Origin of the sequence: Hydrogenophaga sp. 2FB, assembly GCF_005503365.1 — a bacterium.
In the GTDB taxonomy this organism is placed as follows: domain Bacteria; phylum Pseudomonadota; class Gammaproteobacteria; order Burkholderiales; family Burkholderiaceae_C; genus Hydrogenophaga.
The window spans coordinates 1-26,857 of the sequence record NZ_SCML01000064.1; the positions used below are offsets into that span (position 1 = coordinate 1).

25 protein-coding genes, 2 pseudogenes and 1 other annotated feature are annotated in these 26,857 nt (G+C 61.7%); of the genes and pseudogenes, 14 read left to right on the forward strand and 13 right to left on the reverse strand.

Translation table 11 applies throughout. From position 1 onward, the window contains the following. The 7 genes from FFS09_RS26410 to FFS09_RS26440 form a co-directional block, all read right to left on the reverse strand. A partial coding sequence (locus FFS09_RS26410; RefSeq protein ID WP_137921920.1) for an ABC transporter ATP-binding protein occupies positions 1-851 on the reverse strand: 851 nt, incomplete at its 3' end. Further along, on the reverse strand, positions 848-1,882 hold the full coding sequence (locus FFS09_RS26415; RefSeq protein ID WP_137921921.1) for an ABC transporter ATP-binding protein: 1,035 nt from the start codon (positions 1,880-1,882) through the stop codon (positions 848-850). The genes FFS09_RS26415 and FFS09_RS26410, both read right to left, overlap by 4 nt. 11 nt (positions 1,883-1,893) lie before the next feature. Then, positions 1,894-2,787: an ABC transporter permease gene (locus FFS09_RS26420; protein WP_137921922.1), complete on the reverse strand. Its 894-nt coding sequence runs from the start codon at positions 2,785-2,787 to the stop codon at positions 1,894-1,896. A gap of 22 nt (positions 2,788-2,809) precedes the next feature. Beyond that, a complete protein-coding gene (locus FFS09_RS26425) occupies positions 2,810-3,745 on the reverse strand; it encodes an ABC transporter permease (RefSeq protein WP_137921923.1) in 936 nt (311 codons plus the stop codon). A 43-nt stretch (positions 3,746-3,788) separates the two neighbouring features. Next, positions 3,789-5,369, reverse strand: a complete 1,581-nt coding sequence (locus FFS09_RS26430) for an ABC transporter substrate-binding protein (protein ID WP_137921924.1) — start codon at positions 5,367-5,369, stop codon at positions 3,789-3,791. A 53-nt stretch (positions 5,370-5,422) separates the two neighbouring features. Continuing rightward, positions 5,423-6,883, reverse strand: coding sequence for a M81 family metallopeptidase (locus tag FFS09_RS26435; RefSeq protein WP_137921925.1), 1,461 nt, complete (start codon positions 6,881-6,883; stop codon positions 5,423-5,425). Between the two features lie 58 nt (positions 6,884-6,941). After that, entirely contained in the window at positions 6,942-8,096 is a 1,155-nt protein-coding gene (locus FFS09_RS26440) for an NAD(P)/FAD-dependent oxidoreductase (RefSeq protein WP_137921926.1), read from the reverse strand. Positions 8,097-8,350: 254 nt separating this feature from the next. On the opposite strand from FFS09_RS26440, the gene FFS09_RS26445 reads away from it, so the two are divergent. The 5 genes and pseudogenes from FFS09_RS26445 to FFS09_RS26465 all read left to right on the forward strand — a co-directional run bounded on the left by FFS09_RS26445 (position 8,351) and on the right by FFS09_RS26465 (position 11,647). After that, positions 8,351-9,061, forward strand: coding sequence for a helix-turn-helix domain-containing protein (locus tag FFS09_RS26445; RefSeq protein ID WP_137921927.1), 711 nt, complete (start codon positions 8,351-8,353; stop codon positions 9,059-9,061). Between the two features lie 113 nt (positions 9,062-9,174). Next, positions 9,175-9,939, forward strand: a pseudogene (locus tag FFS09_RS26450) (inner membrane CreD family protein); the annotation flags it as partial. A gap of 190 nt (positions 9,940-10,129) precedes the next feature. Then, positions 10,130-10,567, forward strand: coding sequence for a hypothetical protein (locus FFS09_RS26455; RefSeq protein WP_137921928.1), 438 nt, complete (start codon positions 10,130-10,132; stop codon positions 10,565-10,567). A gap of 21 nt (positions 10,568-10,588) precedes the next feature. After that, positions 10,589-11,059: a MerR family transcriptional regulator gene (locus FFS09_RS26460; protein WP_137894210.1), complete on the forward strand. Its 471-nt coding sequence runs from the start codon at positions 10,589-10,591 to the stop codon at positions 11,057-11,059. A gap of 9 nt (positions 11,060-11,068) precedes the next feature. Then, positions 11,069-11,647, forward strand: coding sequence for an RES family NAD+ phosphorylase (locus FFS09_RS26465; RefSeq protein WP_137894212.1), 579 nt, complete (start codon positions 11,069-11,071; stop codon positions 11,645-11,647). Between the two features lie 216 nt (positions 11,648-11,863). On the opposite strand, the gene FFS09_RS26470 is transcribed toward FFS09_RS26465, so the two are convergent. Next, a complete protein-coding gene (locus FFS09_RS26470) occupies positions 11,864-12,847 on the reverse strand; it encodes a DNA-binding protein (protein ID WP_137894214.1) in 984 nt (327 codons plus the stop codon). A gap of 123 nt (positions 12,848-12,970) precedes the next feature. Here FFS09_RS26470 and FFS09_RS26475 point away from each other — a divergent pair, with 123 nt between their 5' ends. From FFS09_RS26475 to FFS09_RS26485, 4 genes and pseudogenes are all read left to right on the forward strand, one after another. Then, complete coding sequence (locus tag FFS09_RS26475) at positions 12,971-14,032, forward strand: tyrosine-type recombinase/integrase (RefSeq protein WP_137894216.1); 1,062 nt, start codon at positions 12,971-12,973, stop codon at positions 14,030-14,032. A 153-nt stretch (positions 14,033-14,185) separates the two neighbouring features. Beyond that, positions 14,186-14,638, forward strand: a pseudogene (locus tag FFS09_RS31450) (AMP-binding protein); the annotation flags it as partial. Positions 14,639-14,740: 102 nt separating this feature from the next. Beyond that, complete coding sequence (locus FFS09_RS31455) at positions 14,741-15,079, forward strand: AMP-binding enzyme (RefSeq protein WP_283957657.1); 339 nt, start codon at positions 14,741-14,743, stop codon at positions 15,077-15,079. Next, on the forward strand, positions 15,076-16,041 hold the full coding sequence (locus FFS09_RS26485; protein ID WP_137894221.1) for a PDR/VanB family oxidoreductase: 966 nt from the start codon (positions 15,076-15,078) through the stop codon (positions 16,039-16,041). The genes FFS09_RS31455 and FFS09_RS26485 overlap by 4 nt, the downstream gene beginning before the upstream one ends. Before the next feature lie 142 nt (positions 16,042-16,183). Here FFS09_RS26485 and FFS09_RS26490 read toward each other — a convergent pair whose 3' ends face one another. The 3 genes from FFS09_RS26490 to FFS09_RS26500 form a co-directional block, all read right to left on the reverse strand. Beyond that, entirely contained in the window at positions 16,184-16,984 is an 801-nt protein-coding gene (locus FFS09_RS26490) for an SDR family NAD(P)-dependent oxidoreductase (RefSeq protein WP_137894223.1), read from the reverse strand. Between the two features lie 5 nt (positions 16,985-16,989). Further along, positions 16,990-18,546 (reverse strand): class I adenylate-forming enzyme family protein, encoded by a 1,557-nt coding sequence (locus FFS09_RS26495; RefSeq protein ID WP_137894225.1) that lies wholly within the window; start codon positions 18,544-18,546, stop codon positions 16,990-16,992. A gap of 131 nt (positions 18,547-18,677) precedes the next feature. Next, positions 18,678-19,912 (reverse strand): IS3 family transposase gene (locus tag FFS09_RS26500; protein ID WP_085947515.1). Its coding sequence is split into 2 segments (ribosomal slippage): positions 18,678-19,624 and positions 19,624-19,912, totalling 1,236 coding nucleotides; the frame shifts between segments, so codons are not numbered across the junction. Continuing rightward, positions 19,518-19,634 (reverse strand) — a sequence feature (AL1L pseudoknot). (Overlaps the previous gene by 117 nt.) Positions 19,913-20,074: 162 nt before the next feature. Between FFS09_RS26500 and FFS09_RS26505 the strand changes: the two genes are divergently transcribed. The 4 genes from FFS09_RS26505 to FFS09_RS26520 are packed head-to-tail and all read left to right on the forward strand — an operon-like array spanning position 20,075 to position 23,258. Then, positions 20,075-21,052, forward strand: a complete 978-nt coding sequence (locus tag FFS09_RS26505) for a Bug family tripartite tricarboxylate transporter substrate binding protein (RefSeq protein ID WP_137894227.1) — start codon at positions 20,075-20,077, stop codon at positions 21,050-21,052. 26 nt (positions 21,053-21,078) lie between these two features. Further along, entirely contained in the window at positions 21,079-22,047 is a 969-nt protein-coding gene (locus tag FFS09_RS26510; protein ID WP_137894229.1) for a Bug family tripartite tricarboxylate transporter substrate binding protein, read from the forward strand. Positions 22,048-22,092: 45 nt separating this feature from the next. Then, positions 22,093-22,638: a MarR family winged helix-turn-helix transcriptional regulator gene (locus tag FFS09_RS26515; protein ID WP_137894231.1), complete on the forward strand. Its 546-nt coding sequence runs from the start codon at positions 22,093-22,095 to the stop codon at positions 22,636-22,638. 59 nt (positions 22,639-22,697) lie between these two features. Then, entirely contained in the window at positions 22,698-23,258 is a 561-nt protein-coding gene (locus FFS09_RS26520; RefSeq protein ID WP_137894233.1) for a carboxymuconolactone decarboxylase family protein, read from the forward strand. Between the two features lie 5 nt (positions 23,259-23,263). Here the strand turns inward: FFS09_RS26520 and FFS09_RS26525 are convergent, their stop codons facing one another. Together FFS09_RS26525 and FFS09_RS26530 are read right to left on the reverse strand one after the other, a co-directional pair. Continuing rightward, the gene (locus tag FFS09_RS26525) at positions 23,264-24,514 is read right to left on the reverse strand and encodes a thiolase family protein (RefSeq protein WP_137894235.1); all 1,251 of its coding nucleotides are present in this window, start codon (positions 24,512-24,514) and stop codon (positions 23,264-23,266) included. A 78-nt stretch (positions 24,515-24,592) separates the two neighbouring features. Next, positions 24,593-25,315, reverse strand: coding sequence for a hypothetical protein (locus tag FFS09_RS26530; RefSeq protein ID WP_137921929.1), 723 nt, complete (start codon positions 25,313-25,315; stop codon positions 24,593-24,595). Between the two features lie 159 nt (positions 25,316-25,474). On the opposite strand from FFS09_RS26530, the gene FFS09_RS26535 reads away from it, so the two are divergent. After that, the gene (locus FFS09_RS26535) at positions 25,475-26,461 is read left to right on the forward strand and encodes a fumarylacetoacetate hydrolase family protein (RefSeq protein WP_137894239.1); all 987 of its coding nucleotides are present in this window, start codon (positions 25,475-25,477) and stop codon (positions 26,459-26,461) included. The last annotated feature ends 396 nt before the right edge of the window (positions 26,462-26,857 follow it).

Genomic DNA, 26,857 nt, shown 5'->3' on the forward strand with positions numbered 1-26,857 from the left:
AGCATGCGCTGGGCGGGGGTGCGCGGGTTGGGCACGGGCACAGCAGACAGCAGGATTTGCGTGTAGGGATGCAGCGGGTTGTTGAACAACGCATCACGGTCGGCGATCTCGACCACATGACCCAGATACATCACCGCCACCCGGTGACTGATGTGGCGCACGACCGCCAGGTCATGCGCGACGAACAGGTAGGAGATGCCGAACTCCTGCTGCAAATCCATCAGCAGATTGACCACCTGCGCCTGCACCGACACATCCAGCGCCGACACGGGTTCGTCGCAGACGATGAGCTTGGGCTGCAGCGCCAGTGCACGCGCAATGCCCAGCCGCTGGCGCTGGCCGCCAGAAAATTCGTGCGGAAACCTGTGCACGGCCTCCGGGCGCAGACCGACCTTGGAGAACAGCCACTGCACACGCTCGGCGCGCTCCCGGGCACCCTGCTGCAGGCCGAAGTTGCGCAGCGGCTCGGCCACGATTTCGCCCGCACTCATGCGCGGATTGAGCGAGGCGTAGGGATCCTGGAAGATGATCTGCACATCGCGGCGGCGCTGGCGCATGGCCTCCTTGGGCAGGCCCACCAGTTCCTGGCCATCAAGCCGGACCGAGCCCGACGTGGGCTCGATCAGGCGCATGACCGATTTGGCCGTGGTGGTCTTGCCGCAGCCCGACTCACCCACCAGCGACAGGGTTTCACCATGCCCCACGTCAAAGCTCACGCCATCGACCGCCTGGATGGGGGGACGCGCTGCGCGGAACAGACTTTTGGGCGAGACATAGTGCTTCTTCAGGTCGCGCACCTGAAGCAGGGGCGCTCGGTCTTGCGGCAGCACGGGCGGGGACAGGACATTCATGCGGCCACCTCGGACAGGTTGTGCGGTTGATCAAGGGGCACGGCAAAGCAGGCCACGACATGCCCGTTGCCATGCGCGGTGAGCGCCGGTGTCTCATGGCGGCAGCGCGCCTGCACCTCGGTGCAGCGGGCGGCGAAGGCACAGCCCTTGCCCAGCTCGTGCGGCGCAGGGACCATGCCGGGGATTTCCGCCAGGCGCTTGGCCTGGGTGTTCATCGCTGGCATCGAACCCATGAGGGCCCGCGTGTACGGGTGCAGAGGGCGCTCGAAGAGGTCTACCACCGTGGCCTCTTCTACCTTGCGGCCGGCATACATCACGACCACGCGATCGCAGCTCTCGGCCACCACGCCCAGATCATGGGTGATCATGATCACGCCCATGCCGAGTTCCTTTTGCAGGCGCTTGATCAGGTCCACGATCTGCGCCTGGATGGTGACGTCAAGCGCCGTGGTCGGCTCGTCTGCGATCAGCACCTCGGGGTTGCAGGCCAGCGCCAGGGCAATCATCACGCGTTGCCGCATGCCTCCCGAAAGCTGGTGCGGATACTCCTTGACGCGTCGCTCGGGCTCGGGGATCTGCACCAGGCGCAGCATCTCCAGCGCACGCTGCATGGCCGCTGCGCGGCTGACCTTCTGGTGCAGTTGCACCGTCTCCGCGATTTGCCGCCCCACGGTCAGCACCGGGTTGAGCGAGGTCATGGGCTCCTGGAAAATCATGGAGATGCGGTTGCCGCGGATCTGGCGCATTTCGCGCTCGGTGAGCTTTAGCAGGTCCGTTCCGCGATAGCGGATGGCGCCACTGGCGAAACGTCCGGGGGGCGTGGGCACGAGGCGCATGATCGACAAGGCGGTGACACTCTTGCCGCAGCCGGACTCGCCCACCACGCCGAGCGTCTCGCCCGCACGCAGCTGGTAGCTCACGCCATTGACCGAGCGGACGGTTCCACTCAGCGTATCGAAATAGGTACGCAGACCGTCCAGCTCAAGCAGCGGAACATCTTGTGCGGTTTCTGGTGAAGGGTGGGGACGCATGGGTGAAGACCTCACAACTGGCGTGACAGGCGCGGATCCAAAGCGTCGCGCAGACCGTCTCCGAGCAGGTTGATGGCCAGCACGGTGGTGGCCAGCAGGATGCCGGGGTAGAGAATGATGTGGAACGCCACGGCCACGAAGTTGCGGCCCTCGGCCATCATGTTGCCCCAGGTCGGCGTCTGGGCGGGAATGCCGACGCCCAGAAAGGACAGCGAGGCTTCGATCAGCACCGCAGAGGCGGCAATGAAGGTGGCCTGCACGATGAGCGGGGCCAGCATGTTGGGCAGGACATGGCGCCAGAGGATGACGGGCAGGCGTGTCCCCACGGAGTGGGCGGCCTCGACGTACAGCTGCTCGCGCAGGGTGAGCGACAGCGAGCGCACCAGGCGCACCACACGCGGAACCTCGGGGATGGTGATCGCCACGATCACCGTCAGCAGGCTGCCCTTGGTCACCGCCATCAGCGCGATCGCCAGCAGAATGCCCGGTATCGCCATAAGGCCGTCCATGACGCGCATGATGAAACCGTCGGCCCAACGCACGAATCCGGCCATCATGCCCAGGAGCACGCCCAGCACGGTGGTCATAAGGGCCACGGAGATCGCCACGATCATTGAGATGCGCCCGCCCCACAGGGCGCGGCTGAACACATCGCGCCCCATGGCATCGGTGCCGAAGAAATGATCGGCCGAAGCGCCCTGCATGCGCGCCAGCGGGTCGATGTCCTGCGGGTCATGCGTGGCCAGCCACGGTGCCGCGACGGATAGCGCGGCCACCACCAGCAGCAACAGCGTGCCGATGAGCAGCGTGGGGTGCTTGCGCACCCAGCGAAAGCGCTTGGGGCGTACGACTTGCACCTCGTCTTCGACGAGGGCCCGGGAGTCGGAGTAGAGAACGGTGGACATGGTAGGCGGGCCGATGGGATTCTCAGTACTGGATGCGCGGGTCAAAAAGGCGGTAGCTCAGATCGATCAGCAGATTGATGAGCACATACACGCCGGCGGAAATCAGCAGCACGCTCTGGATCACGGGGTAGTCGTGGCGCTGCACCGCATCGATGACCAGACGCCCCACGCCCGGAATGGCAAACACCGTCTCGGTGACCACCACACCGCCAATCAGCAAGGCGATCCCCACACCCACGGTGGTGGCGATGGGAATCGCCGCATTGCGCAGCGCATGCACCAGGACGGACAGAACCCCCAGGCCCTTGGCGCGCGCCGTGCGGATGTAGTCCTCGTGCAGCACCTCGAGCACGGTGGCACGGGTCATGCGCGTCACGAGCGCGATATAGACCAGCGCGAGGTTCACGCAGGGCAGCGCCAGGCTTTGCAGCCACGGCCCTACCCCGTCCGCCAGGGGCACATAGCCCTGCACCGGAAACCAGCCGAGGTTCATCGCAAACGCGAAGATCAGCAGGTAGCCGACCAGGAAGACCGGCACCGAGAAGGAAAACACGGCGAACAGCATCACCAGGCGATCCACCCAGCTGCCGGCTCGGTAGGCCGCCACGGTACCCAGCGGCACGGCCAGGAGCAGCGTCAAGGCCATGGTGAACACGGCAATGCTCACCGTCGGCTCCAGGCGCTGCGCCAACAGCTCGGTCACGGGCACATTGGTGAAGATCGACGTACCCAGGTCACCGGTCGCCAGACGACTCAGCCAGGTCATGAACTGCTGCCACAGTGGCTGGTTCAGCCCCAGGGTCTCACGCAGCTTGAGAATGTCCTCCTCCGTCGCCAGGTCACCCGCAATCAGCGCTGCAGGGTCCCCTGGTGACAAGTGGATCAACATGAACACCACCACGGCGACAACCGCCATCACAGGCAGGGTGGCGAGCAGACGTCGTATGAAATATCCCATGGGGTGTTCTTCGATCCAATCAGCCAGAGAATGCGCAGAGCGCTTACTTGTCCAGCACCCACACGTTGGGCATGCCCGCCCACATCAGTTCCACGCCCTTGAGGCTGGAACGCGCCGCCGAGGCAGCGGAATACTGGCCGGCGTTGACGTAAGGCATGGCTTCGTAGGCGCGGCGCTGAAAGGCATCGAGCGCCGACTTGCGGCCCGCGGCATCCGTGGCCTTGACCCATTGCGCACGCAGTTCGTCGAGCTTGGCATCGCAGGGCCAGCCTGGCAGCGAGTTGCCGCAGGGCGCGCCCAGGTAGGCATTGGTCACGGGAGAGTTCGCATCGAACTCGCCAGCCACCGTCACGTACATGTTCCAGCCGCCTGCCGCAGGTGCATCGCGCTTGGCACGGCGCGCACCGATCGAGGCCCAGTCGCTGTTCTGCATGTCCACGTTCATGCCGATGCTGCGCAGCGTTTGCGCGGCCATCAGCGCTTCGGCGTTGAGATAGGTCACGTCGGTGGGCACCAGCAGCACCACCTTCTCGCCCTTGTAGCCAGATTCGGCCAGCAGCTTCTTGGCCTGCGCGAGATCGGGTTTGCGGAAAGGATCCGCCCCTGCGGCGGTGTCATTGGGGCTGCCGCAGATGAAGAACGTGGCGCAATAGGTCACGCGCATGTCGAGTGGGAAGCCCATGGCGGCGGTGAACTTTTCCTGATTCACCGCATGCGCAACCGCCTGGCGCACCTTGGCGTCGTTGAACGGTGCATGGAGATGGTTGAAGATCAGAAACCCCTGGTAGGTACCGCCGGAGAGGATCTTCACGTCCGGGTCCGTACGCAGTGGCGAAATGTAGTCCGGCGCCACCTGCTCCACGTAGTCAACCTCGCCACGCTTGAGTGCCGCCGTGGCGCTGTTGGCGTCGGGCAGGTACAGCCACTCGACGCGGTCCACCTTGGACTGCTTGTTGCCCGACAGTCCACTTGGCGCTTCGCTGCGGCCGACATAGTGCGGATTGCGCACAAACACTGCCTTGTTGCCCGGCACCCATTCATCGCGCTTGAAGGTGTACGGACCTGAGCCCAGCACTTCCGTCAAGGGAGCGGTCGCGGGCAGTTTTGCCAGGCGCTCGGGCAGGATCACCGGGGGATAGCCCGAAGGCTTGGCCAGCGCCTCGAGCACCATGCCGAAGGGCTCTTTCAGCGACAGTGTGAAGTTGCGGTCATCCACCACCTTCAGTTCAGCACCCGCGCCGACCATGCTCTTGCCCAAACTGTCGCGGCTCATCCAGCGGTTGATCGATGCCACGGCATCCTTGCTCGTGACCGCGCTGCCGTCCGAGAACTTCAGACCCGGGCGCAGAGTGAACGACCATGACATGCCGTCTTTCGATCTGGTGTATTTCTCCACCATCTGCGGCTTGGGCAGGCCCTTGGCATCCTGCGCGAACAAGGTGTCGTAGACCATGTAGCCAAAGTTGCGCGAGATGTAGGCGGTCGTGAAGGTCGGGTCAAGGATCTTCAGATCGGCATGCGCCACCACTTTGAGCGTCTTGTTCTGAGCCCAGGCGGGCGTGGCCAGGGCGCCGGCAGTCAGCAGGGCCGCTGTGGCGAGGGAGGCAATCGTTCGACGTTTCATGGAAACTCCTTGAGACAGGCTGAGAAGGAAAATAGGGGGTAGGCAGTGCGAGGTCACTGCGTCTGGGCACCGGCCTTGAGCGGCCACTTGGGCAGACGCGCTTTGCGATACGGCAGCGCATCAAGATCCAGCGTCACCGAGCCTGGCGCCGCGGCATAGATCACACGCTGGGCCACCTGCGAGAACGAGGCGTAGAAATGCTGGGAGGACTTCACCACGACGATGGCCTTGCTTTCGAGCACGCAGCCGAGCTGGGTGAAAAGATCCCTGCCCATGGCCTGATTGCGTGTGGTGATCAAAACGACCTCGATGCCGTTGGCATCGATCAGCGCGCAGTCGCCCAATGGCACCGGAGTGTTCGCCAGGCCGGTCATGACCATCGCGGGGAAAAGCGCCTTCACCGTGCAATCCAGATCAATAGGGTCACCCGAAAGCGGGCTGATCTTGCCGCCCACACGCAGCATGAGTCGCGCGCCCACACCGGCATCGAACGCAATGCGCACGGCGATCGGATCCCACAGCGGGCCCAGAGCCGCGTTGGAGATGCCGCGTTCCACCATGCGGCGCAAGAAGAACGTGGAGTCGCCAGCGGCACCGCCCCCGGGGTTGTCAGCGCCATCCGAGATGACCACCGGCCCGGCGCCTTGCGCCAAGGCTTGGTCCAGTGCCCCGTCCACGTCCGGGAAGGTGATGGCCAGCGCCTCACGCAAACCAATGAGCTCGTCGGCCAGTTGCCGGGCCAGTGCTTGCGCTTGCTGCGCATTGCCGTCGGTGTAGACCAGCAGCTTGGTGCCCATCTCGGGCACATCCCCCCAGGCAAAGCCGTGGGCCACGGAGATCGACAGCACGCCGTCCTTGCCCTCCAGGGCCTGGATGCGGTCCACAAAGCCCCGCGCGGGCTGGCGCGAGGTGTGCATCGTGACGATCATTTCGCAATCCACCATGGCAGCCACCGGGCGAATCTTCTTTTGTACTGCGGCGGCGCACAGGTCCACCAGTTCCAGGCCGCGCTCCAGCACATCCGTGTGGGGATATTCCTTGAAGGCGATCAGGATGTCGGCCTTCTCGACCATCGTGGGCGTCAGATGCGCATGGGGATCCAGCTCGGCGCCCACCACCACGTCCGGCCCCACGAGGTCACGCACGCGTGTCAGGAGGTCCCCCTCGCAGTCGTCATAGCCGTCGGCCACCATGGCGCCGTGCAGGCCCAGCACCACCATGTCCACGGGCAGGGCCTTTCGCAGATCGCCCAACAGCTCTTCTCGCAGCGTTTCGTATGCGTGGCGTGTGGTGGTACCGCTGGGCTGGGCCCCAGCGACCATGCCTTCCACCAGATCCCACCCTGCGGCCCGCCCGCGCAGCCTGGCCGCGCAAAGGGGACCCGCAAAGAAGGTCATCTGCTCAGGATGCTGTCCGGCCCCGAAGTAGCCCCGGTCGTGAAAGGTCGACAAACCCGTGGGCATGGGCGCGAAGGTGTTGGATTCAGTGGCCAGGGATCCGGAGAAGACACGCATGAAAGCCTCTTGATGGATGATGAAAGAGAACCGTGTGGCGGGCGTCGTGAGCGCCCCGTCAGAACAGCCGCGCAGGCGACAGCATGGCCTCGGTCAGCCCGAAGCCCGCCAGGCGCTCGGGCAACGGCAGGCCGCGCACCAGCGCCGCGCAGGCCTCACCCATTGCCGCCGACGTCTGGATGCCATAGCCACCCTGCGCCACAAGCCAGAAGAACCCCGCATGGCCGGGTGCGAAGCCCCCGACCAGGTCGCCGTCGCGTACGAAGGAGCGCAGACCGGCCCAGGTGCGGATAGGGCGGCGGATCTCCAGCGTGGTGTTTTCAGCGATGCGGTGCATGGCGATGGCGACATCCATCTCCTCGGGCTGCACATCCTGCGGGGCCACCGGGTCGGCATTGGCGGGGGAACCCAGCAGGACGCCGGCATCGGGCTTGATGTACCAGCCCTCGGCCTCGTTCACGCCGATGCACATGGGCCAGGCCGAGACATCCAGGCCTTGCGGCGGCGCGAAGGTGAATGCAGAGCGGCGGCAGGGCTGCAAGCCCAGCGTTGGTACGCTGGCCAGCGCAGCGAGCTGATCACCCCAGGCTCCAGTGGCGTTCACCACCACAGGGGCGCAATACCGGGGGCCCTGATCGCCCGTCTGCACCTGCCACAGCGCACCGTCATGGCGAAGCGCCGTCACCTCGGCGTCACACACCAGCATGCCGCCCGCCTTGCGCATGCCGCGCAGGTAGCCTTGGTGGATGGAGTGAACATCCATGTCCGCCGCATCAGGTTCCAGCACCGAACCGGCCACCTGCTCCGGGCGGAACACGGGCACCAGCGCCAGGGTTTCCTCGCGGTCAAGCCGGCGCGCCTGGGGCGTCATGGAGCGCAGCACCTCCCAATGCGCGTCCAGTTCAGCCTCCTGACCTGGGGCCGCCACCATGAGCGCGCCGCGCGGCGCCAGCAACGGGTGTTCGGCAAACCCTTCTGGCGGATGCTCCAGAAAGGCGCGGCTCGCCATGGTCAGTGCACGCACCTGCGGCGTGCCATAGCTCTCCATGAAAAGCGCAGCCGACCGTCCCGTGGAGTGATAGCCTGGCTGCGACTCCCGCTCCAGCAGCACGACACGGCCGTGGGGCGCCAGCCAGTAACCGACGGAGGCCCCCGCAATACCGCCCCCCAGAATGATGAAGTCGGCATGTTGAATGGCGGAGGAAGCTGTCATGGTGGTTGAAACCGGGATAGGGGGCGAGAATGGACGTCGCGGGTCAGACGCCAGATGATTTCATTCTAGTGACAAAATTTGCACATCCGCAAAATTTCTATCTGTCATTCCTGGGTAGTTCCTTCGATTGACAAATTGATTTTTGCGGATAAGGAAATTTCAGATACGCAAATCTTGTACCAGTTAACACGCACCAACAGGGCCCGTTGACTGACTGGCTGCTGGCACAATGAATCGCCCCACAGAAATTCAGCATGGCCAACACCCCCCAGCCGCCCACCGCATCCGCAGCGCCCACGCCCCACACCCTGGACCGCGCGGTCTTTGGCAAGCGCCTGCGTGCGGCGCGCAAACAGTTTGGCTGGACGCTGGCGCAGGTGGCGGACCTCTCGGGCGTTTCCATCACCACCATCTCGCGGGCCGAGCGGGGCCAGCTCGCGCTGAGCTATGAAAAGTTCTCGGCACTGGGCGCTGCACTGCACATGGACATGGGAGCCATGTTCTCGGAAGCGGGGGTACAGGCCACCGCGTTTGACGGCCCGGTACTGACGCGTGCGGGCGAGGGCGTGGTGTACCGCGGCGTCTCCTTCTCTTACGAGTTTCTGGGCACCACGGCGGTCGGAAAGAAGATGAGCCCCATCCGGGGCACGGTACATGCGCGCCATCTCGCAGGGCCCGAGGACTTCGTGCGCCATTCCGGCGAGGAATTCGTGTACGTTCTCAGCGGCTCCCTGGAGGTGCATTTCGACACAGGACAGGTGCTGGCGCTTGAGCGCGGTGATTCGCTGTATTTCGACAGCCGCATCGGGCACGCCTATGTGTCCACCGGCAAGCACCTCGCGCGGGTGATCGGTGTGACGATGGGCGAGAGCGGCATGATGAAGCTGGCGCGAGCAAGCGAGGACATCACGGACACCCGGTCTGCATTGCCTGGCGACGACGCCTCGGCGGCTGGTACGACGTAGCTTGCCTGCGGCCTTGGCTGGGTCGCGTACTTCACACCCACCTCACAAACTTCATAGCGCCCTCACAGCGCGCCACAACACTGCCTCCACAACAGTCACTTGTGGAGGATCTTTTGTTCAAACACCCCTTGTTCACCAAGCTGGCGGCGCTAACCGCCATCACCGTGTTGCTGCTCTTTGGCCTGGGCCTGATCGAAGACGTGGTGCGCGACCGGCTGCGCTACCGCAGCCTCACCGCGCAAAGCGTGGCCGAGAGCCTGGCCGGGCCGCAGACGCTGATGGGCCCCATGATCCACAGCGCCTGCGTGGAAAGCTGGGATGAAGAAGTCGGCAAGGGCGACGAGCGCCGAATGGCCGAAAAGCGCCGCGAGTTCATCCTGACCGCCATGCCCGAACAGCTCAAGCTCACCACCGGCGCCGCGATGGAAGAACGCGCACGCGGCCTGCACAAGGTGAACACCTACAACCTCAAGGCCAACGTGACGGCGCAATGGGGTTCGCTGGCCAGCCTGTTGCCGCAGAGCAGCATGAAGAATTCGCGCATGCACTGCGGTGCCCCCATTGTGATGATGGCCGTGGGCGATGCACGCGGCATCCGCACCGCGCAGTTCACCATGGACAGCCAGGCGCTGGCGCTCAAGCCCGGCACCTTCCACCCCACCTACAGCCGGGGCCTGCACGCAGCGTTGCCAGAGTCGGTGCGCAGCCAGACCGGCGGCCTGACGGCCACCCTGGATCTGGAGTTGGTGGGTACTGAGCGCCTGGCCATCGTGCCGCTGGGCGGCAACACCGAGGTGCTAATGACGAGCAGCTGGCCCCACCCCTCGTTTGCCGGGCGGTTTCTGCCCTCCGAGCGGGAGGTGAGCTCCGGCGGTTTTGGGGGTATGCCGAGATACGGTTAAAAATGATACTTAAGCTGTTTGGATCTGAAGCATGCACAAATTCAACAAAATTGGAATAAGGTACTTAAGGGTCCGGGCGGCTTCTGACTGAAATCCATCCGCGTTCGGTTCACTTCATATCGAACTTAACGAGATTGCCGGACTTAACTAAAGTAAGGTAAACTGTTTGCAAGACAGCGCCATCGGCATCTCGGCCGGCTCCGTCGCTGCCAGGAGATCCATGATGATTGTTTGGAAGACCGACGAGCCAGCGTCGAGCACAGTTTTTGCCCACTACCAGATCATTCGCCGCAACGGCGCAGTGATTCCATTCGAACCGAGCAGGATCGCCGAAGCCATGAAGAAGGCATTCTTGGCAGTACATGGAACACTGACCGACCGGGAACGCCGCAAGATCCTGTGCCAAGGTCTGACCTTTTCCTTCTTTGAACGCGTGGCGGTCTGGCGTTGCCAGATCCGGCTGCTCGCACTCGATTTCAAACGGGCCAGGCTGGTCCAGGGAGCTCATGCCCAGGGGCACGCCGGCACTGTCGCTCCCCTGGGCCCCAATGTCGGACGGGGATTCTTTTCGGCAGCGAAGCCGAATCTGCGTAACGCGCCTTGAGCGCACCACGGTTGAACACGCATGAACACTCTCTCCATCACCTCACCGTATGCCCCGGGTAATGCCCGCGATCGACGCGACGCGCCTTCCGACCCTTACGCTACTGCAGCCCAATCGGCCGCATTGCTGCGTTCGGGCGCGCAGTACCGCCGTGATCGCATGGAAGCCGCTGACATGATCACCACGGACGAAGCAGCGGAGCTGGCCGGCACCAGCCGCGTCACGATCAACGCCTGGATCAAGGCGGGACGTTGCATTGGCGTGGCGAATCTGCGTCGTGGGTTCAAGCTGCCGCGCTGGCAGTTCGAGCCCACCGTCTGGCCCTTGCTGCAGCCCTTGGTGAAAAGCCTGGGCACCAGCGACGGTTGGCAGTTGCTGTCCTTTCTAGAGACGCCTTCGATGGCCCTCGACGGACAGACACCACGCGCGGCGCTCGAACAAGGCGTGTCCAGCGAGCGCATCCTGGCGCTGGCTACGGCTGAGGCTCATTGACCTCATTTCATGAACCTCACCGATCTCAACCCACCGTTCATTGAGCTTCCCGAACATCAGTTGTGGCACCGCATTCAGCGGGCAAGGGCGCGTTCCGGCAGCGTGCGCATGCGTGGCTTCACCATGGCCCCCACCGGTACGTTGTCCGGACGCTTCGATCTGGAAGATGAAGCGACTGCCTATCTCGCTGATGGAGAGTTAACCGCGCTGTACGAATCGCTGTTTCGTCGCGAAGCGCGCAGTCTCCATCTCGACAGGCTCAAGGAACGCACATTGACCAGCTTCCGGACGACTGCCAGGCTCCGGCTGGTAGACCTTCGAGGACTGGAAGAGCGGTTCCCCGTATTGCAGTCGCTGCGTTACGAGTCGACTCAGGCCTTCGCTGCAGACTGCAGGCGTTCGGACGCTCACGGAGTCTTGTATGCCTCCGCGCAGCACCCCTATCACGGCTGCGTGTGCCTGTTCAAAGAGGGCATCGCACGTATGGTGAGGGTCTCAAACATATCTCTCGTGCAGCCTGGCACCGGACGGCTGCATCGCAGCGTCGTGCTTGCGGCGCACGGCTCCCAGGTGCCGATCGTCCAGTAGCCACCTCTATTGAGGGTCGGCCGAGATTCCTGCAAAATCCGCAAAAAAGAAGCTAAGTATTTGATTTAACTAATATTTTTTCCTACTGAGTGACCGTAGCCACCATCCAACGCGCCTTCGACTATGTGCTCAAAGCATTCCATACGCTGTACAGCGTATGGTTGGTGCGCAGCCAGGGCCTGGAGCTTGGAGCGAAAGCATCGTGCTGTTGCGCTACTAGCGTTTGAGCACGGTCTTCGTTTTGGACCGCGTCGCGGGTGTCCCAGTGTTGGTGCCCCCCTTGGGTAGGCGTGCTTTGAGCTGGACCAATAGGTCAGCCATGTCTTTTTGCAACTGCTCCTGGTGCGAGTGCGCCATCTGCAGATCCTCGCGTGCAGAAAGGATCTCACGGGCCAAGCCGGCGTTCTCGGCGATCAGGGCGCTGACCTGCACCCGAAGCGACTGGGCTTGCTCGTGCGAATCTGCCAACGAATTGGCCGCTTTTTTATTGTCATCTGCGAGCAAGAGGGTGACGCGCTTGAGTTCCTGCCGGGCCTTATCGACGTCCTCCAACAGTCGACGTTCCTGAGCTGAAGCTCGTTGCTCCAGGCGCTCACGCTCCTGCCGGTGCTCCTCGTTCAGCGCATTGAGGCGACCACGCTCGGCTTGCAACGCTTGCGTTGCCGCAGCATGCTGGGTGCGCACGGATTCAATGTCGGCGTCCCTACCCGCCAGCCCTTTTTGCAGGTCGGTGACCTGGCGCATCAGATCGGCGATCTGGTGGTCCTTGGCCAGAAGTGCTGCGCCCAGTGCTTCCGAGCGCTCGTTCAACCGTTGCTGTTCTTGATCCAAGGCTGTTCGCTCCGCAGCGAGCCGCTCCACCAGCCCTTCCAGCGCGTCTCGATCAACCTGTACCGATTGAGCCGCTTGCTCCTGGGCATGCTGCTGGGCGCGACCCCACAGCGTCTTGGCCGCCCGCAGAACCGGTGCCGGCAGAGTGCCCTGCTCTCCGGCGCCCTCATCGCCACCCCCCAGCCGTTTGGCCAGAGAGGCGTACCAGGCATCGAGCATGGGGGCCACGGTGTTCGGCGACCCCCGGCCAAGATACGCGCGCACGCGCTCGATCGTGGGCCGCTCGCCGTGCGCGAGCACGGCGTCGGCCGCGGCCCAAACCTCATCGGGCTGAACGCCGCGCGTGACTCTCGTACTTTTCGTTTGCATCGCCCTGCTCCGCGCTGTAAATTACCCACGATAAGAGATTGTTATCGTGAGTTATCGCTCTTTTCTGTATGATCCAATACATAGTATGTGTGATAAATCTCTATTCGTCACCCTGCCCTGAACATGCGCCTGCCCATCCTCCAGAAAACTCCCGCCCTGCAGCCGAACGAGCTCAGTGATGTGACCGCGCAGGCTGTGGCCGACCTGCTGCGCGAGGGGGAATCGCTCAACACGCAGCTGAGCTACCGCAGCGCACTGCGCTACTGGGCCGCCTGGTATGGGATCCGCTACGGCGCGCAGATCGGCCTGCCGTTGCCAGCGGCCTGCGTGCTGCAGTTCATCGTCGACCACGCACAGCGCAGCAGCCCCAAGGGCCTGGTGCACGAACTCCCGCCCGAGATCGACGCCGCCCTGGTCGAGGCCGGCTACAAGGGAAAGACGGGACCGATGGCGCACAACACGCTGGTGCACCGCCTGGCGGTGCTCTCCAAAGCCCACCAGATGCGTGACGTGAAAAACCCGTGTCAGGACCCCAAGGTGCGCGAGCTGCTCTCGCGCACGCGCAAGGCGTACGCCAAGCGTGGCGAGTTGCCCAAGAAAAAAGACGCGCTGACGAAGGATCCGCTGCAGCTCGTGCTGGCCACCTGTGATGATTCATTGAGGGGCAAACGCGACCGCGCCCTCCTCCTCTTTGCCTGGGCCAGCGGTGGGCGGCGGCGTTCGGAGGTGGCTGCGGCCGATATGAAGTTTTTGAAGAAGACCGGGCCTGGGGAGTTTTCTTACGAGCTGGTCTTCTCGAAAACCAACCAGAGCGGCGTCGACCGGCCCGAGAACCACAAGCCCGTGCTGGGCGCAGCGGGTGCAGCACTGGAAGATTGGCTATTGATCAGCGGGATTCGGGAGGGCGCCCTCTTCCGCCGGGTGCTCAAGGGCGGCCACCTGGGCGGCCCGCTGTCCGCAGCGGCGGTGCGCGACATCGTTCAGGCGCGGTGTCTGTTGGCGGGGGTTGAGGGGGAATTTTCTGCGCACTCGCTGCGCAGCGGCTTCGTGACGGAAGCCGCTGCGCAAAATGTCTCACTCGCGGACACGATGGCGATGACGGGTCATCAATCTGTTGCTGTAGTACTCGGTTATCAGCGCAAGGGCGGGCTCTCCAAGAGCCCAGCCTCACGTTTGCTTAGTTAAATGCCGGGACTCATCCACGTAGTTGTTCGGCTGAATTGCCGATTGTCTCAAGAGTTCCCGCGGCGATGAAAACCGCGCTCAGCCTGGCGCGGGTGCGCGCGGGCGGGCCGATGGGGCTGTCGGTGCAGCGCGTGCTCGACATGGCCACCATCGAAGCCGCACCGCAAGCCTTCGGGCGCGTTGATGGCCGAGGCGGTCACGCGCGAGAAGGTTACGGGCCTGTGGGCCGGCTCGCCGCAGTTCCTGGCGGATCTTGTCGAAGCGGTCGACACCAGCACCGCGCGCTACGACCTGCGCTCGGTGGTCCAGATTTCCTGGGCCTGGAAAGCGATGAGCCCCACCATCGCCGCTGCGCTGACAAGGCTGTGCGGCCCGGGCGTGCAACTGGCGGGACGCATCGGCCAGACCGAAGCGATTGCCTGCACGCGCTTCTGGCCCGACCGCTGGGCCGAGAAGTTCGAAGCCGAAGCGCCCAAGCGCAACTTCGTCGGCGTGGCCAGCCCCTTGTTGGCTGCCGCCGTCATCGACGAGAACGGTCAGCTGATGGACCCGGTGCGCGACAAGGGAAAACCGGGCGAGCTGGTGTACCGCTCGCCCGCCAACACCGCCGGCTACTTCCGCAACGACGACGCCACGCGCGACGCCACGCGCTCGGGCTGGTTCCATTCGGGCGACTGTTGCGAGTACGACGACGACCACCTGCTGGTCATGGTCGACCGCTTCAAGGACCTGGTGAAGTCCGGCGGCGAAAACGTCTCCAGCGTGCGCGTGGAAGGCGCGTTGACCGAACACCCCGCCGTGGCCGAAGCGGCGGTGGTGGGCTTGCCGCACGCGCGCTGGGGCGAAGCCGTGACCGCTTTCGTCATCCTCAAGCCGGCCACCTCGGTCGACCCGCTGGCGCTGGTGCAGCACTGCCGCACGCGGCTGGCCGGTTTCGAATCGCCCAAGCGCGTGGTGTTGGTGGACGAGTTTCCGCGCACGGTCGGACGCAAGGTATTGAAATTCAAGATCCGAGAGGCCTACGCCGACCTCTACGCCGACGCATGAGCACGTCCGCCACCCTCTCCTTGCGCGTCGGGCGCGTTCGGCAGGAAGCCCAGGGCATCCGGCGCTACGAACTGCTCGCCGACGGCGGCGCACTGCCGCGCTTTGAAGCCGGGGCCCATCTCGACCTTCACCTGCAAGACGGGCTCAAGCGCAGCTATTCGATCTGCAACGCACCGTCGGAAACCAACCGCTATGAAATCGCCGTGCTCGACGATCCCGCGAGCCGCGGTGGGTCGCGCTTCGTGCACCAGGCGTTGCACGAGGGCGTCCAGCTGACGGCATCGGTGCCGCGCAACAACTTCCCGCTGGTGGAGCAAGCGCCACACACCCTGATGATCGCGGGCGGTATCGGCATCACACCGTTTCGCGCCATGGTGCACCGCCTGCAAATCCTCGGGCAGGCCTGGACCTTGCACTATTGCGCGCGCACCCGTCAGCACGCGGCCTTTGTAGAGGAGTTGCAGCAGCTGGCGGCATCGGGCCAAGGCCAGCTGCATCTGCACTTCGATCTGGAGCCTGGCGGTGCGCCGCTCGACATTGCTCAACAAATTGCCTCGGCCGATGAGAACACGCACCTCTATTGCTGCGGGCCAGGTTCAATGCTGGACGCGTTCGAACGCGCGTGCAGCGAACGGCCGCCGACGCGCGTGCACCGCGAGCGTTTCGCGGCAGCCACACCGGTGCCTTCCATCGGCAAGACCTTCGAGATCGTGCTGGCCCGACAAGGCCGCACCCTGAAGGTGTTGCCGAACAAGTCCATCCTCGAGACGGTGCTCGAAGCCGGCATTGACGTCCCCTACTCGTGCTTCGAAGGTGTGTGCGGCGCCTGCGAGACCGAGGTGCTCGAAGGCTGCATCCAGCACCGCGACACGCTCCTGAGCGAAGACGAGCGGGCCGCGGGCGACAGAATGATGATCTGCTGCTCAACCGCCACATCGCCGTCTCTCGTGCTGGACCTCTGATACCACCCTCGCGCCAGCCCGCCCTGCGCACAGTCTGGCGTGCGCGCTCACCATAGTCGGGTTCGGCGCTGAATGCGATCTGCACAAGGCCGGCGGCTATAGCGGGCAGCCCGGCCGCGCTACTGGCGCCAGATCTGAATAGTTACAACTTCACCATATTGATCAGACCACCATCTACAGGAAGCACGACGCCGTTGACGTACTTTGACTCGTCTGATGCCAGGAATAGGCTGGCACTCGCGATGTCCCATACCTCTCCCTGTCGCCCCGTGGGAGACATGGCGTCTCGCTTGCGCCACATCTCTTCCAAATCCCCGCCATACAGCGCCGTGTTGTTCTGCTCGACGATCGGGGAGCGGATGAGCCCGACCAGTACCACGTTAGAACGGATGCCCTTCGATGCGTATTGGATCGCAATCTCTCGCGACAGACCAATGACGGCCGCTTTCGAGGCTGCATATGCCAGCTTTGGAAATGGAATGGTTCGCACCCCATTGATGGATCCCACATTCACAATCGACCCGCAGCCTTGTCTCTCCATGTGGGGCAATGCGTACTTGGAGGTCAGGAACATGCTTTTCGCGTTGATGTTCATCATGCGGTCCCACTGATCTTCGGGATAATCCACGGGACCGCCCGAGTTCGTAATGCCGACGTTGTTGTGCAGAACGTCCAGCCGACCGAAGTGAGAAGTGCACGCCTCGATCATTCCGCGACAATCGTCCGCACGAGACACATCTGCGCGAAAAGCCAAGCAATCGCCACCTTCGTTTTGAATCAGCTGGGCGGTGGCCTCCGCAGAAGCCAGATCAATGTCCGCAGCAAGTACCCGTGCTCCTTCACGAGCGTAAACAATGGCACACGCCTTGCCATTTCCAACGCCCTCACCGCGGGTGCCCGCGCCGGTTACGACTACTACCTTGCCATCCAGTCTTCCAGCCATGGCGTTCACCCCACGCGGCGGTTCGCGCCTGCCCAAAACTTGTCACGGATCTCGCGCTTGAGTACCTTCCCGTTCGGACTGCGCGGCAGGCTCGTAACAATGTCGACCGTCTTGGGTGCATGAACCGAACCAAGCACGGATTTCACAAGCTGGACAATCTCTTGCTCGGTCGCGTGCGTCGAAGGCTTGAGCTGGATCACCGCCTTCACTGCCTCGCCCCACTTTTCGTCAGGTACACCGATTACTGCACAGTCTTCCACAGAGGGGTGTTCAGCAATGACGTGTTCGACTTCGGCGCTGAAGACGTTGAAGCCGCCTGTAACGATCATGTCCTTCTTTCGGTCCACGATATAGACGAAACCATGATTGTCCTTGTAGCCGACATCTCCCGTGTGATGCCAACCGAACATGGATACCTCCTCGCTGGCTGCAGGGTTCTCGTAGTACCCGCCAAACACCAAGTCGCCCCGAGCAACGATCTCCCCCCGCTCACCAGGAGCAAGGATGACGCCGTCATCGCCCATGATCTCAACCCTCTGCCCAAGCGTCGCACGACCGCAACTTGCCCAGCGGTCACTACCCTCCGGTGCGTCAGTAATGTCACGCGTCGCAAGGAAGGTTAGAAACATTGGAGCCTCGGCTTGTCCGAATGACTGACAGACGACAGGGCCAAACACCTCCATGGCCTCTTTCAACTTCGCCGGAGCGACAGGCGCCGCGGCGAGAACGATTGAGCGCAAAGAGCTGTAGTCAAACTCATGAACGCGCGGATGGGCCAGGAGGTTGTACAAGACCGTCGGGGGAATGTAGAAATGCGTGACCTTGTGGCGTTGTATCGCATCAAGGATGCTCAAGGCATCGGCCGATGGAAGGACCACATTGGTAGCTCCCTCCGCCATCATCATGAGTGCGACAACACCTGCGCCGTGGGTCATGGGCGCTGCAACCAGGTGCACCGCGGGCCGGTCCGTAGGCAGGCATGCCCAGAACGCCTTGATAGCAGACTCCCATGTCCGCTGAGTCCACATGGCGGCTTTGGATAATCCCGTGGTTCCGCCGGTCGGAAAAACCGTTTCGATGCGACCTGATTCGTCCAGGGGCTCTGGCGCCGGCACCTTTGCCTGGGCAATGAATCTATCAAAGGACATGCCGATGGAATCTTCCTGGCTCTGCTCTATGCACACCAGATGTTGCAGTGTTGGCACCGTGTCCCGAAGCTCTCGTACCTGGCCCTCCAGCGATGGATGGAAGAACAAGACCGTGCACTTTGTTGTGCGAAGAAAAGCGGCGTTGATGGCCACCGGGTTTCGCATGTTGATGGGGACCCATCGCCGCCCCGCTCTGAAAATCCCGATCATGGCGCAAAAGGCTCGCGGATCGTTTGGGCTGTAGATAGCAACGTTCGCATCGCCATCGCTTACCGCATGCAGCCCGGCGGCAATTTTTTCAGCCAAGGTATCCACCTGCGCGTAGGTGCATGCCCCGTTGCCGTCCGCATCCACGAACGCGATACGGTCGGGCGCACTCAGAAGGCCGCGCCGGAAGAAGTCGATGAGTCTCATTGCAGAAGTCCAAAATGCTACAGGTAACTTGTAGTGTATCGAGCCGCGCAGGGGGCGCATCTTGGGGAAACTACTGGTACAAGCTACTTGTTATATATGAACCGCCCCGGCTTTCGAGGAGGCCGATTGGTTTAAGTTGACACTTCTGTCGAGGTGTCGCTGGCGGCGAGTTGCCTCCAGTAGTTTGCCTCAGCTTCTGCCGGAGGGATGCCCCCAATCGGCGTGAGCAGTCGGACGTGGTTGAACCAGTGCACCCATTGCAGGGTGGCCAGTTCCACGGATTCCCTGGTCTTCCAAGGTCCCCGGCGGTGAATCAACTCGGCCTTGTACAGACCGTTGATGGTCTCGGCCAGCGCGTTGTCATAGCTGTCTCCCCTGCTGCCCACCGAAGGTTGTATGCCCGCCTGGTCCAAGCGTTCGGTGTAGCGGATGCTGACGTACTGACTGCCCCTGTCGGAATGGTGCGTCAAGACATGGGCCGCTGGCTGGCGTTCGTACAGAGCCTGCTCCAGGGCATCGAGCACGAAGTCCGTCTGCATGCTGCGACTGACGCGCCAGCCCACGATGCGCCGAGCGTACACATCCACCACAAAGGCCACATACAACCAGCCTTGCCAGGTGGAGACATAGGTGAAGTCCGACACCCATAGCTCGTTGGGACGGCTGGCATGGAAGTGCCGGTTGACGTGGTCCAGCGGGCACGGGGCCGAGGTATCCGGCGTGGTGGTGCGCACCGCCCTGCCACGGCGTGCCCCTTGCAAGCCCATGGCACGCATCAGACGCTCGACCGTGCAGCGCGCCACCACGATGCCCTCGCGGTTCATCTGCAGCCAGACCTTGTCGGCTCCGTAGACCTGCCAGTTGGCGTGCCACACGCGCTGAATGTCGGCCTTCAAACCCTCGTCACGCTGGGCGCGTGCACTGCGCAGTTGCGCGTTGCGTTGCCGGGCTGCGTGGCGCCAGTAACACGACGGGGCCATCTGCAGCGCCCGGCAGATGGGCTCGACCCCGTAGTCATCACGGTGGCGGTCGATGTAGGCCTTCACGACTTGAGTCGGCGGTCGAGCTCCGCCTGCGCGAAAAACGCGCTGGCCGTCTTCAGGATGTCGTTGGCCCGGCGCAATTCTTTGACCTCACGCTCCAGTTCCTTGATGCGCTGCGCATCCGAGGTGGTGGTGCCGGGGCGCTGGCCGCTGTCGACCTCGGCCTTCTTGACCCAGTCGTTCAAGGTCTGTGGCACGCAGCCAATCTTGGGGGCAATCGATTCAATCGCTGCCCACAGCGACGGGTAGTCGGCTCGGTGCTCCTGCACCATGCGCACGGCGCGCTCGCGCACTTCCGGGGAGAACTTCGGTGACTTGTTCATAGCTCCATCTTCTCAAGTGTTGGAGCCTCCTCAAAACCCGGGGCGGTTCATATATGCCTTAATCATCCACCAGAAGCTCTTTTAGAGAACCCTTTTTCAACTCTGTTGCGAAGAGCTTTAGGCTCGATTAACGCTTGGGGTCATTCCCACAGGAGACTAAGTATGAAGAGACGTTCTGTCCTCGCCTTGCCTTTGATGGGCGGCATTGCTCCGCTGCTGTCCAGGGCGCAAGGCACCTTTCCTGACAGGCCGATCAGGCTAGTTGTTCCTTTCTCAACGGGAACCGCGTTGGATCTCGCTGCGCGCATGATGGCGGAGGGCGTCAGCGAAGAGATTGGTGGATCAATCGTTGTAGACAACCGTCTCGGAGCGTCCGGCGTGATCGGAACCGACGCAGTTGCGAAGGCCGTGGCAGACGGCTATACCCTCCTCTTCACCGCGCCCGCGCACTACATCAATCAGTTCGCATTCGCGTCGCTTCCCTACGATGCGGTGAAGGATTTCCGCCCTGTCACCAAGATCAGCAACGCGCATTTGGTGATGGTTGTCGGTAAGAGCTCCCCTTTTTCGAACGTCAAGCAAGTGATCGAGTACGCCAAGGCGAATCCGGACAAGCTGCGATATTCATCCAGCGGACAGGGAGGCACTATCCACCTGGCGTTCTCGCTGTTCAATTCAATGGCGGGGACACGAATAGAACACGTCCCGTACAAGAGCGGAGCTCAAGCCCTCACCGACGTGATTGCCGGTCACGTCGACATTACGTTCACAGCAGTGGCCAGTGCGTTGCCGCATGGAAAACAAGGGACACTGAAGCTCTTGGGCGTGAGCGGCCTTCAACGTTCGCGCGCAATGCCGGACGTGCCGACCATCTCCGAGTCAACGCTGCCAGGTTTTGAGCTGACATCATGGGGTGGCACCCTTGCTCCACATGGAACGCCTGATGCCATCGTGGAGAAGTTGAACGCAGCAATGGTCAAGGTTGGCCAACGCCCCGAGTTTCAGTCGAAACTTGTCGCTATGGGTGTCGAACCCGACGTCCTGAACACGGCGGCGTTTGCCCGTCAGATTGATGTGGAGGTGCCTAAGTGGAGGCAGTTGACCGATATGACCGGCGTGGCGAAAACCATGAAGCAGTGATTGCCTTTCTTTCAAGTACACAAGCCATGAAAACCCTCCTCCCTCTGTTGATTGCCGCCGCATGCGCTACAACGACCACAACCGGCTTCGCACAAGACTCCTTTCCATCGCGTCCGGTGAAATTGATCATTCCTTATCCCGCTGGCGGTGGCGGAGACATCCTGGGGCGTGCGATGGCACAGGCTTTTAGCAAATCGACTGGACAGGCTATGGTCGTTGAGAATCGAGCAGGCGCCAACGGCATGATCGGCGCTGCGGCGTGCAAGAACGCGCCTCCGGACGGATATACCTATTGTCTACCGGTCTCTGACGTGATGGCCATCAATCCTCATGTGTATAAGACCGTCCCTTACGATCCTGCACGCGATTTTGTCGTGGTTGCGCCAGTAGCAACGGTCATTCTGGCCTTCGTCGCCAACAGCTCCGTGCCGGCAAGCAACTTAAAAGAACTGGCAGCATGGTCGCAGTCGAACAAGGACAAGGCAAACTTCGCGACGTGGGGCATCGGTAGTGCAGCGCACTTGTCCTTGACCGCTTTCAATAAGACGATGAATGGTAGCCTCACCAATGTGCCGTACCCAGGCGTGCCGCAAATGCTGCAGGCGACCCTGAGCAATGACGCAAGTGCTACATTGCTTTTCTACGGACCCATCGCACAGTACATAGATGCGGGGCGCCTCAAACCACTTGCTATCCTGGGCGACAAGAGATATCGCGCAATGCCCAATGTGCCGACCGTCAGCGAGCAAGGCTTTAACTTCACGCCCACCGTTTACTACGGTGTCTATGCGCCGACGGGAACACCCGCGCCCATCTTGGCACGCATGAGCCAGCTCATCGGGTCGGCCGCGGCCGACCCAGAGGTAAGGAAAATCATGGACGCTGCGGGCTTTGCTCCTCTGGAGGAGTCGAACCAGGCTTTCGCCGAACGGGTTGCGCGCGACCGCGCAACCTGGGGTCCGATTGCCAAATCTCTAAATCTCGCGTTAGAGTGAAGCCACAGAAGGAGGCGAACGCTTCCTCGCTCTAAACTACGCCGCATGCCCAAAAATCAGACCGAAAAAGCAGACGTCGTGAAGACTTCCAAGCAGTTGGAGCCTTCCGCCCATCAGCTAAAGCAACTGATACACAAGGGGTTGGTGTTGCACTTCATGGTGCAGCTCAGCATTGGCGAAGACGCCGACGCTCGCCTGGGTACAAGTTCCATGGGCCGTGTGCATCACCGAATCCTTTACTTTGCGCATTTCACCCCAGGCATCACGGTCAGTGAGCTTCTGGCGGTGCTCTGCGTCAAGCACCAGAACATCCAGGCCGCGCTTCGGCAATTGGTGGAAGAGGGCTACATCTTGACGCGTGCCTCAGCGGAGGATGGTCGAGTCAAACGTATCTACTGTTCGCGCAAGGGCGACAAGTTGCTTGAGTTTGTTTCGGCAGGCCAGCGCGAGCGGATTCAGCGAGGTTATGACAGCGTAAGCGCTAGGGACCTCCAAAGCTACTTCAAAGTGATGGAAGCGATGCTCGATGATGATCGACGAGGATGGGTTCAGCGCCTGACCGAACTCGATGACCCCTCCGAGTCCGTCTGAGTCACTTCTGAAAAACGGCGACGGCGTGCATAGATGGGCCATCGGAATAGATCTACTGTATGACCACACTGCCCTTTGTTCCCGAACAGCCGGACTCTGAACAAGTGAGTGCAGTCTTCGATAGATTGCGTCATCGTTGGCAAGGGGCCCCCGTCCTGCACTTGTATCGCCTACTGGGCTGGTCTCCTGGACTGATCGGGCCTTGGCTGGATTTTTCCAGTGCCCTACGTTTTCGCCTTACGATTTCTCCAGCATTGCGTGAGCTGATGATTGTGCGCTCGGGACAACTCCTCGCGGCTGAGTACGAGTGGAAGCACCACTGGGTGATTGCCAAGGAGGAGGGAGTCTCCGAGGAAAAGCTTCAGGCACTTGCCCATTGGCAAACCAACGCTCTGTTCGATGCCGACGAGCGTGCGGTCCTTGCATTAGCCGACGATACGGCAGCGGGAACCGGGGCGTCCAAGGCGACGATGCTTCAACTTGCTGAGCGCTTCTCCAATGAGCACGTCACGGAATTCGTGGTCACCGCCAGCTTCTATGCCGGCGTTGCTCGAATAGTCAACTCGTTTGATGTGCCGCTGGAGCCTGGCTTTGAGTCGATGACTCCCCGGGACGACTAGCGAAATCATCGCTCATAGATCGCCACCGCACATACGGCCTCTTCCAGGCCGATGATGCCCCCTCCATTCTGCTGCAGACCAACGCGGGCATTTCGAACTTGAAGCTCCCCCGCCTCACCACGCAACTGATTGACGATTTCGTGGCACATGGAAAGACCGGTGGCACCGATCGGGTGTCCCTTTGACACCAGACCGCCCGACGGATTGATGGCAACCTTGCCGTCAATAGCGGTCGCACCAGAAACCGCGAAGGGCCCGCCTTGGCCATCAGGGCAAAAACGCATCATTTCCGTCTGATAGATCTCACAAAACGATGTGGCGTCATGCACTTCTGCCAAGTTCACTTGATCAGGGCTGATGCCTGCCTGCTTGTAGGCTTTGTCCGCCGCGGCTCGGGACAGACCTGCCTCTCGCTCTCCCCGGTACTTGCCGCCAGAAAGCGCCAGCGCACGAATCTTGACGGCCCGCTCGCGAACACTGGCCGGCTGTGTTTGCAGGAACCGCTCTGAGCACAGAACTGCGGCTGCAGCACCGTCACCGACGGGTGCGCACATCGCCCGCGTGAGCGGGTTTGAGACCATGCGGTCGTCCAGGACCTGCTGGGCTGTCATGGCAAACCGATACTGGGCCAGTGGGTTCAGGCTACCGTTGGTGTGACTTTTTGCGCAGGCCGCAGCAATTTGCTCGGATGTGGTGCCATAGAGCTTCATGTGAAGCCTTGCTTGCATTGAGTAGGTGTCCATCGCGACAGATCGATCTGGCGACATCTCAAAGGGCTGATCCAGTCGTTCTCCGATCTCGCTGTAGTGGCGGATCCACTCCTGCGGGTCCAGTTGGTCCGCTCCCTTGCCAAACTCGGGCAATATCGCAGACGGGTTCTTCTGGTCGTACAGCTTCTCGACACCGACGGCAACCGTCACTTCGGCATCGCCAGCCCGTATTTCCTTGTAGGCGCCATTGAGTGCCAAACTGCCCGTGGCGCAAGCGCCCTCGACATTGATCACCGGCGCGCGATCACGAAAGAGACCTTCGCGAACCAGTGGAATGAAGGAGACATTGCCCCTCACCATGGGTTGACCCCAGTAGTGCATCACGCAGTTGCCAAACCAAGCGGCTTCAATCAACAGGGGATCGACAAGCCCGGCGTCCTTCACTGCGCCAAGGTATGCCTCACGGGTGAGCTCCTTGAATCCCTTTTCAGGCCAGCGACGAAATGGGGTTGAGTAAGTTCCAAGAATGTAAACAGCTTCTGACATCGCGCACTCCAAATGGCGACCTTCACCGTCGGATTGACGGACGAGGTCTGATACGGCAAATAATACAACCAACTTGTGTTAATTGACTTTTTTTCCGCGTGGAGAAGGCGCTACTTGCAACTCCGCAGGAACCTCGTTGAGCCGTGCTTGCCTGGGAAACTGAACCACGACCAACAGGGAGTTCGAAGCCATCGTCACCAAATGCGGAGCCGCCTCGGGCGGCGCCCAGTACAGGCACGATTCCTCTGGTAGATCGGTCGTTCCTTCGCTGAACTTGCCCCGTATTACCACGTAGAATCTACCGCCTCCGCTATCTCTCTCTGGACACGCCACAGACTCTCCTGCTTGGGACGTGCAGGCCCACGCGGCCAAACCATCCTCTCGCAATTCCAGAAGCGTCTGCCATCCACGAGCAGGAGCCGCCGGGTTGAGAGAGGCCCACTTTTGTTCCTTGAAGATGCCGAGGGTCATGGCCGTGCGAGCCTCTGGCAAGTACCAGGCGCCTTTCTCTGTGAGAACGCGAAGCGTGAAGTAGTCGAGTCCTTCTTCGCCAGCCCGCGTAGGGCCATAGCCCGACTGAGGCGATGTGTAGTGCACGCTACCAGGCTGCAGAATATGTGACCCTAGCGTTCCTGATCCGCGCAGAACGACCTGGAACTGGTGCTGCAGGTGAAAGTGAACGGGCAGTGACCAGCCCGCCGCCTGACGTGCAATCAGGGCTTGCGGACCGGGCGGTTCACCCGGTGAGGTCTCGAAGAGAAAATCTGCCTCTCCACGGAAGTTTCCTTCATCGAATCGCATGCGACGTCCAGCGGACCGAGCGTCCTCGACAAGGCCAATACAAGTGCCCATACAAATCCAATCCCTCGAAATGTGGTCAACATGTGACGCGGCGAGAGCCATATGCCACAATGAGATTGTATGAATTGTGTGCGCAACGCAAACCCCTGAGAATCCCTAATGAAACTCTGCACTTTTGCTCTTGCATCGCCTCTGGGTGAGCTGCGCCGGGTCGGTGTGGTGGTCGAAGAAGGCATCGTCGATGCGACAGCTGCCCGTATCGCATTGCTTGAGAATACGTTGCCTTCGCCAGCCGCTCGACGGGTGGGCGAAGCCCAGGTCCCAGCTGACATGTTGCAACTGATTGGATCTGGCGCCGAGGCGATCCAGTGGGTTCGAGAAGCAGTGGCACACGTGCGCAAGAGTGGGCAGGAGGCGACGAGTGGCGGTGTTTCGGTAATTCACGCACCGAATTGCGCGCGCTTGCTCGCGCCCATTCCGCGGCCTCCAGGCATCGCATGCTTCATCACATGGCGCGCGCACGTCGAGGACAGCAACGACAAGGGCTACACGATGCTCAAATTCCCTGAGCCTGGAAGTGACCTTCGCGCGTACTACAAGGCAAACCCCGATGCTGTGGAGGGTCCAGGCACGTGTATACCGAGGCCACCCTACGCGACGTATACAGATGTCGAGTGCGAAATGGCGGCTGTGATTGGCACCGGAGGAAAAGACCTTTCCATCGATGAGGCTCGCGAAGCCATCGTGGGCTTCACCATCTTCAACGACGTCAGTTATCGCGAAATCCAGTTGCGTGAAATGGCGTTCGGCCTGGGCCCCACCAAAGGAAAAGACGCGGACCAAAGCAATGTTCTAGGCCCCTGGCTGGTCACAGCCGACGAGGTTGGGGATCCGCACGATCTGCGGATGTCATTCGAGGTGAACGGCGCACCCGTGAGCGGTTACCACACGTCCGGTATGGCCTGGAGCTTTGCCGACCTCGTGTCCTATCTTTCAAAGGGTCAGACCTTGCATCCTGGTCAATTGGTGACCAGCGGGGCATTCCCTGGCGGCTCCGCGCTAGACGCGAACATTCGTCTGAGTAGAGGGGACATTGTGGAGATGCGTATCGAAAAGCTTGGCAGTCTTCAGAACATCATTGGCTAGGTTACAAATGGACTTCCAGAAAACCGTCGGCAGCAACTGGCTCGGCCGCACGGAACGCGTCCTCCAGTTTGGCGAACTGCTGGGAAAGAAGGCGCCTGCAGCATCCATGTATTCAGTGTATTGAGAAAATACAGCGTATGAATGAACGGTCACGGTCCAGGTTCGCCACTTCCTTTGGTTTGGACGATAAGAGGCTGGCAATTGGCTCACACTATGCGCAAGCGAAAAGCCAGGCCTTGCCGGAAAGCAGCGGAAGTGGGTGGAGTCAATGACGACGGCCTCTTGACGCTGTCGTTAACGTAGACCACATCCGCAATGCTTGGGCTGACTGCTGTGCTCGCGTTACTTGATGGGGTGATCTCAATTTCGGTGCGGAAAGTCGGGTTAGCAGCCGAG

Coding starts and splice junctions, on each gene's coding strand:
- FFS09_RS26415 (WP_137921921.1), bottom strand. CDS start 1,882: ATGCGTCCCCACCCTTCACCAGAAACCGCACAAGATGTTCCGCTGCTT.
- FFS09_RS26420 (WP_137921922.1), bottom strand. CDS start 2,787: ATGTCCACCGTTCTCTACTCCGACTCCCGGGCCCTCGTCGAAGACGAG.
- FFS09_RS26425 (WP_137921923.1), bottom strand. CDS start 3,745: ATGGGATATTTCATACGACGTCTGCTCGCCACCCTGCCTGTGATGGCG.
- FFS09_RS26430 (WP_137921924.1), bottom strand. CDS start 5,369: ATGAAACGTCGAACGATTGCCTCCCTCGCCACAGCGGCCCTGCTGACT.
- FFS09_RS26435 (WP_137921925.1), bottom strand. CDS start 6,883: ATGCGTGTCTTCTCCGGATCCCTGGCCACTGAATCCAACACCTTCGCG.
- FFS09_RS26440 (WP_137921926.1), bottom strand. CDS start 8,096: ATGACAGCTTCCTCCGCCATTCAACATGCCGACTTCATCATTCTGGGG.
- FFS09_RS26445 (WP_137921927.1), top strand. CDS start 8,351: ATGGCCAACACCCCCCAGCCGCCCACCGCATCCGCAGCGCCCACGCCC.
- FFS09_RS26460 (WP_137894210.1), top strand. CDS start 10,589: ATGAACACTCTCTCCATCACCTCACCGTATGCCCCGGGTAATGCCCGC.
- FFS09_RS26465 (WP_137894212.1), top strand. CDS start 11,069: ATGAACCTCACCGATCTCAACCCACCGTTCATTGAGCTTCCCGAACAT.
- FFS09_RS26470 (WP_137894214.1), bottom strand. CDS start 12,847: ATGCAAACGAAAAGTACGAGAGTCACGCGCGGCGTTCAGCCCGATGAG.
- FFS09_RS26475 (WP_137894216.1), top strand. CDS start 12,971: ATGCGCCTGCCCATCCTCCAGAAAACTCCCGCCCTGCAGCCGAACGAG.
- FFS09_RS31455 (WP_283957657.1), top strand. CDS start 14,741: ATGGTCGACCGCTTCAAGGACCTGGTGAAGTCCGGCGGCGAAAACGTC.
- FFS09_RS26485 (WP_137894221.1), top strand. CDS start 15,076: ATGAGCACGTCCGCCACCCTCTCCTTGCGCGTCGGGCGCGTTCGGCAG.
- FFS09_RS26490 (WP_137894223.1), bottom strand. CDS start 16,984: ATGGCTGGAAGACTGGATGGCAAGGTAGTAGTCGTAACCGGCGCGGGC.
- FFS09_RS26495 (WP_137894225.1), bottom strand. CDS start 18,546: ATGAGACTCATCGACTTCTTCCGGCGCGGCCTTCTGAGTGCGCCCGAC.
- FFS09_RS26505 (WP_137894227.1), top strand. CDS start 20,075: ATGAAGAGACGTTCTGTCCTCGCCTTGCCTTTGATGGGCGGCATTGCT.
- FFS09_RS26510 (WP_137894229.1), top strand. CDS start 21,079: ATGAAAACCCTCCTCCCTCTGTTGATTGCCGCCGCATGCGCTACAACG.
- FFS09_RS26515 (WP_137894231.1), top strand. CDS start 22,093: ATGCCCAAAAATCAGACCGAAAAAGCAGACGTCGTGAAGACTTCCAAG.
- FFS09_RS26520 (WP_137894233.1), top strand. CDS start 22,698: ATGACCACACTGCCCTTTGTTCCCGAACAGCCGGACTCTGAACAAGTG.
- FFS09_RS26525 (WP_137894235.1), bottom strand. CDS start 24,514: ATGTCAGAAGCTGTTTACATTCTTGGAACTTACTCAACCCCATTTCGT.
- FFS09_RS26530 (WP_137921929.1), bottom strand. CDS start 25,315: ATGCGATTCGATGAAGGAAACTTCCGTGGAGAGGCAGATTTTCTCTTC.
- FFS09_RS26535 (WP_137894239.1), top strand. CDS start 25,475: ATGAAACTCTGCACTTTTGCTCTTGCATCGCCTCTGGGTGAGCTGCGC.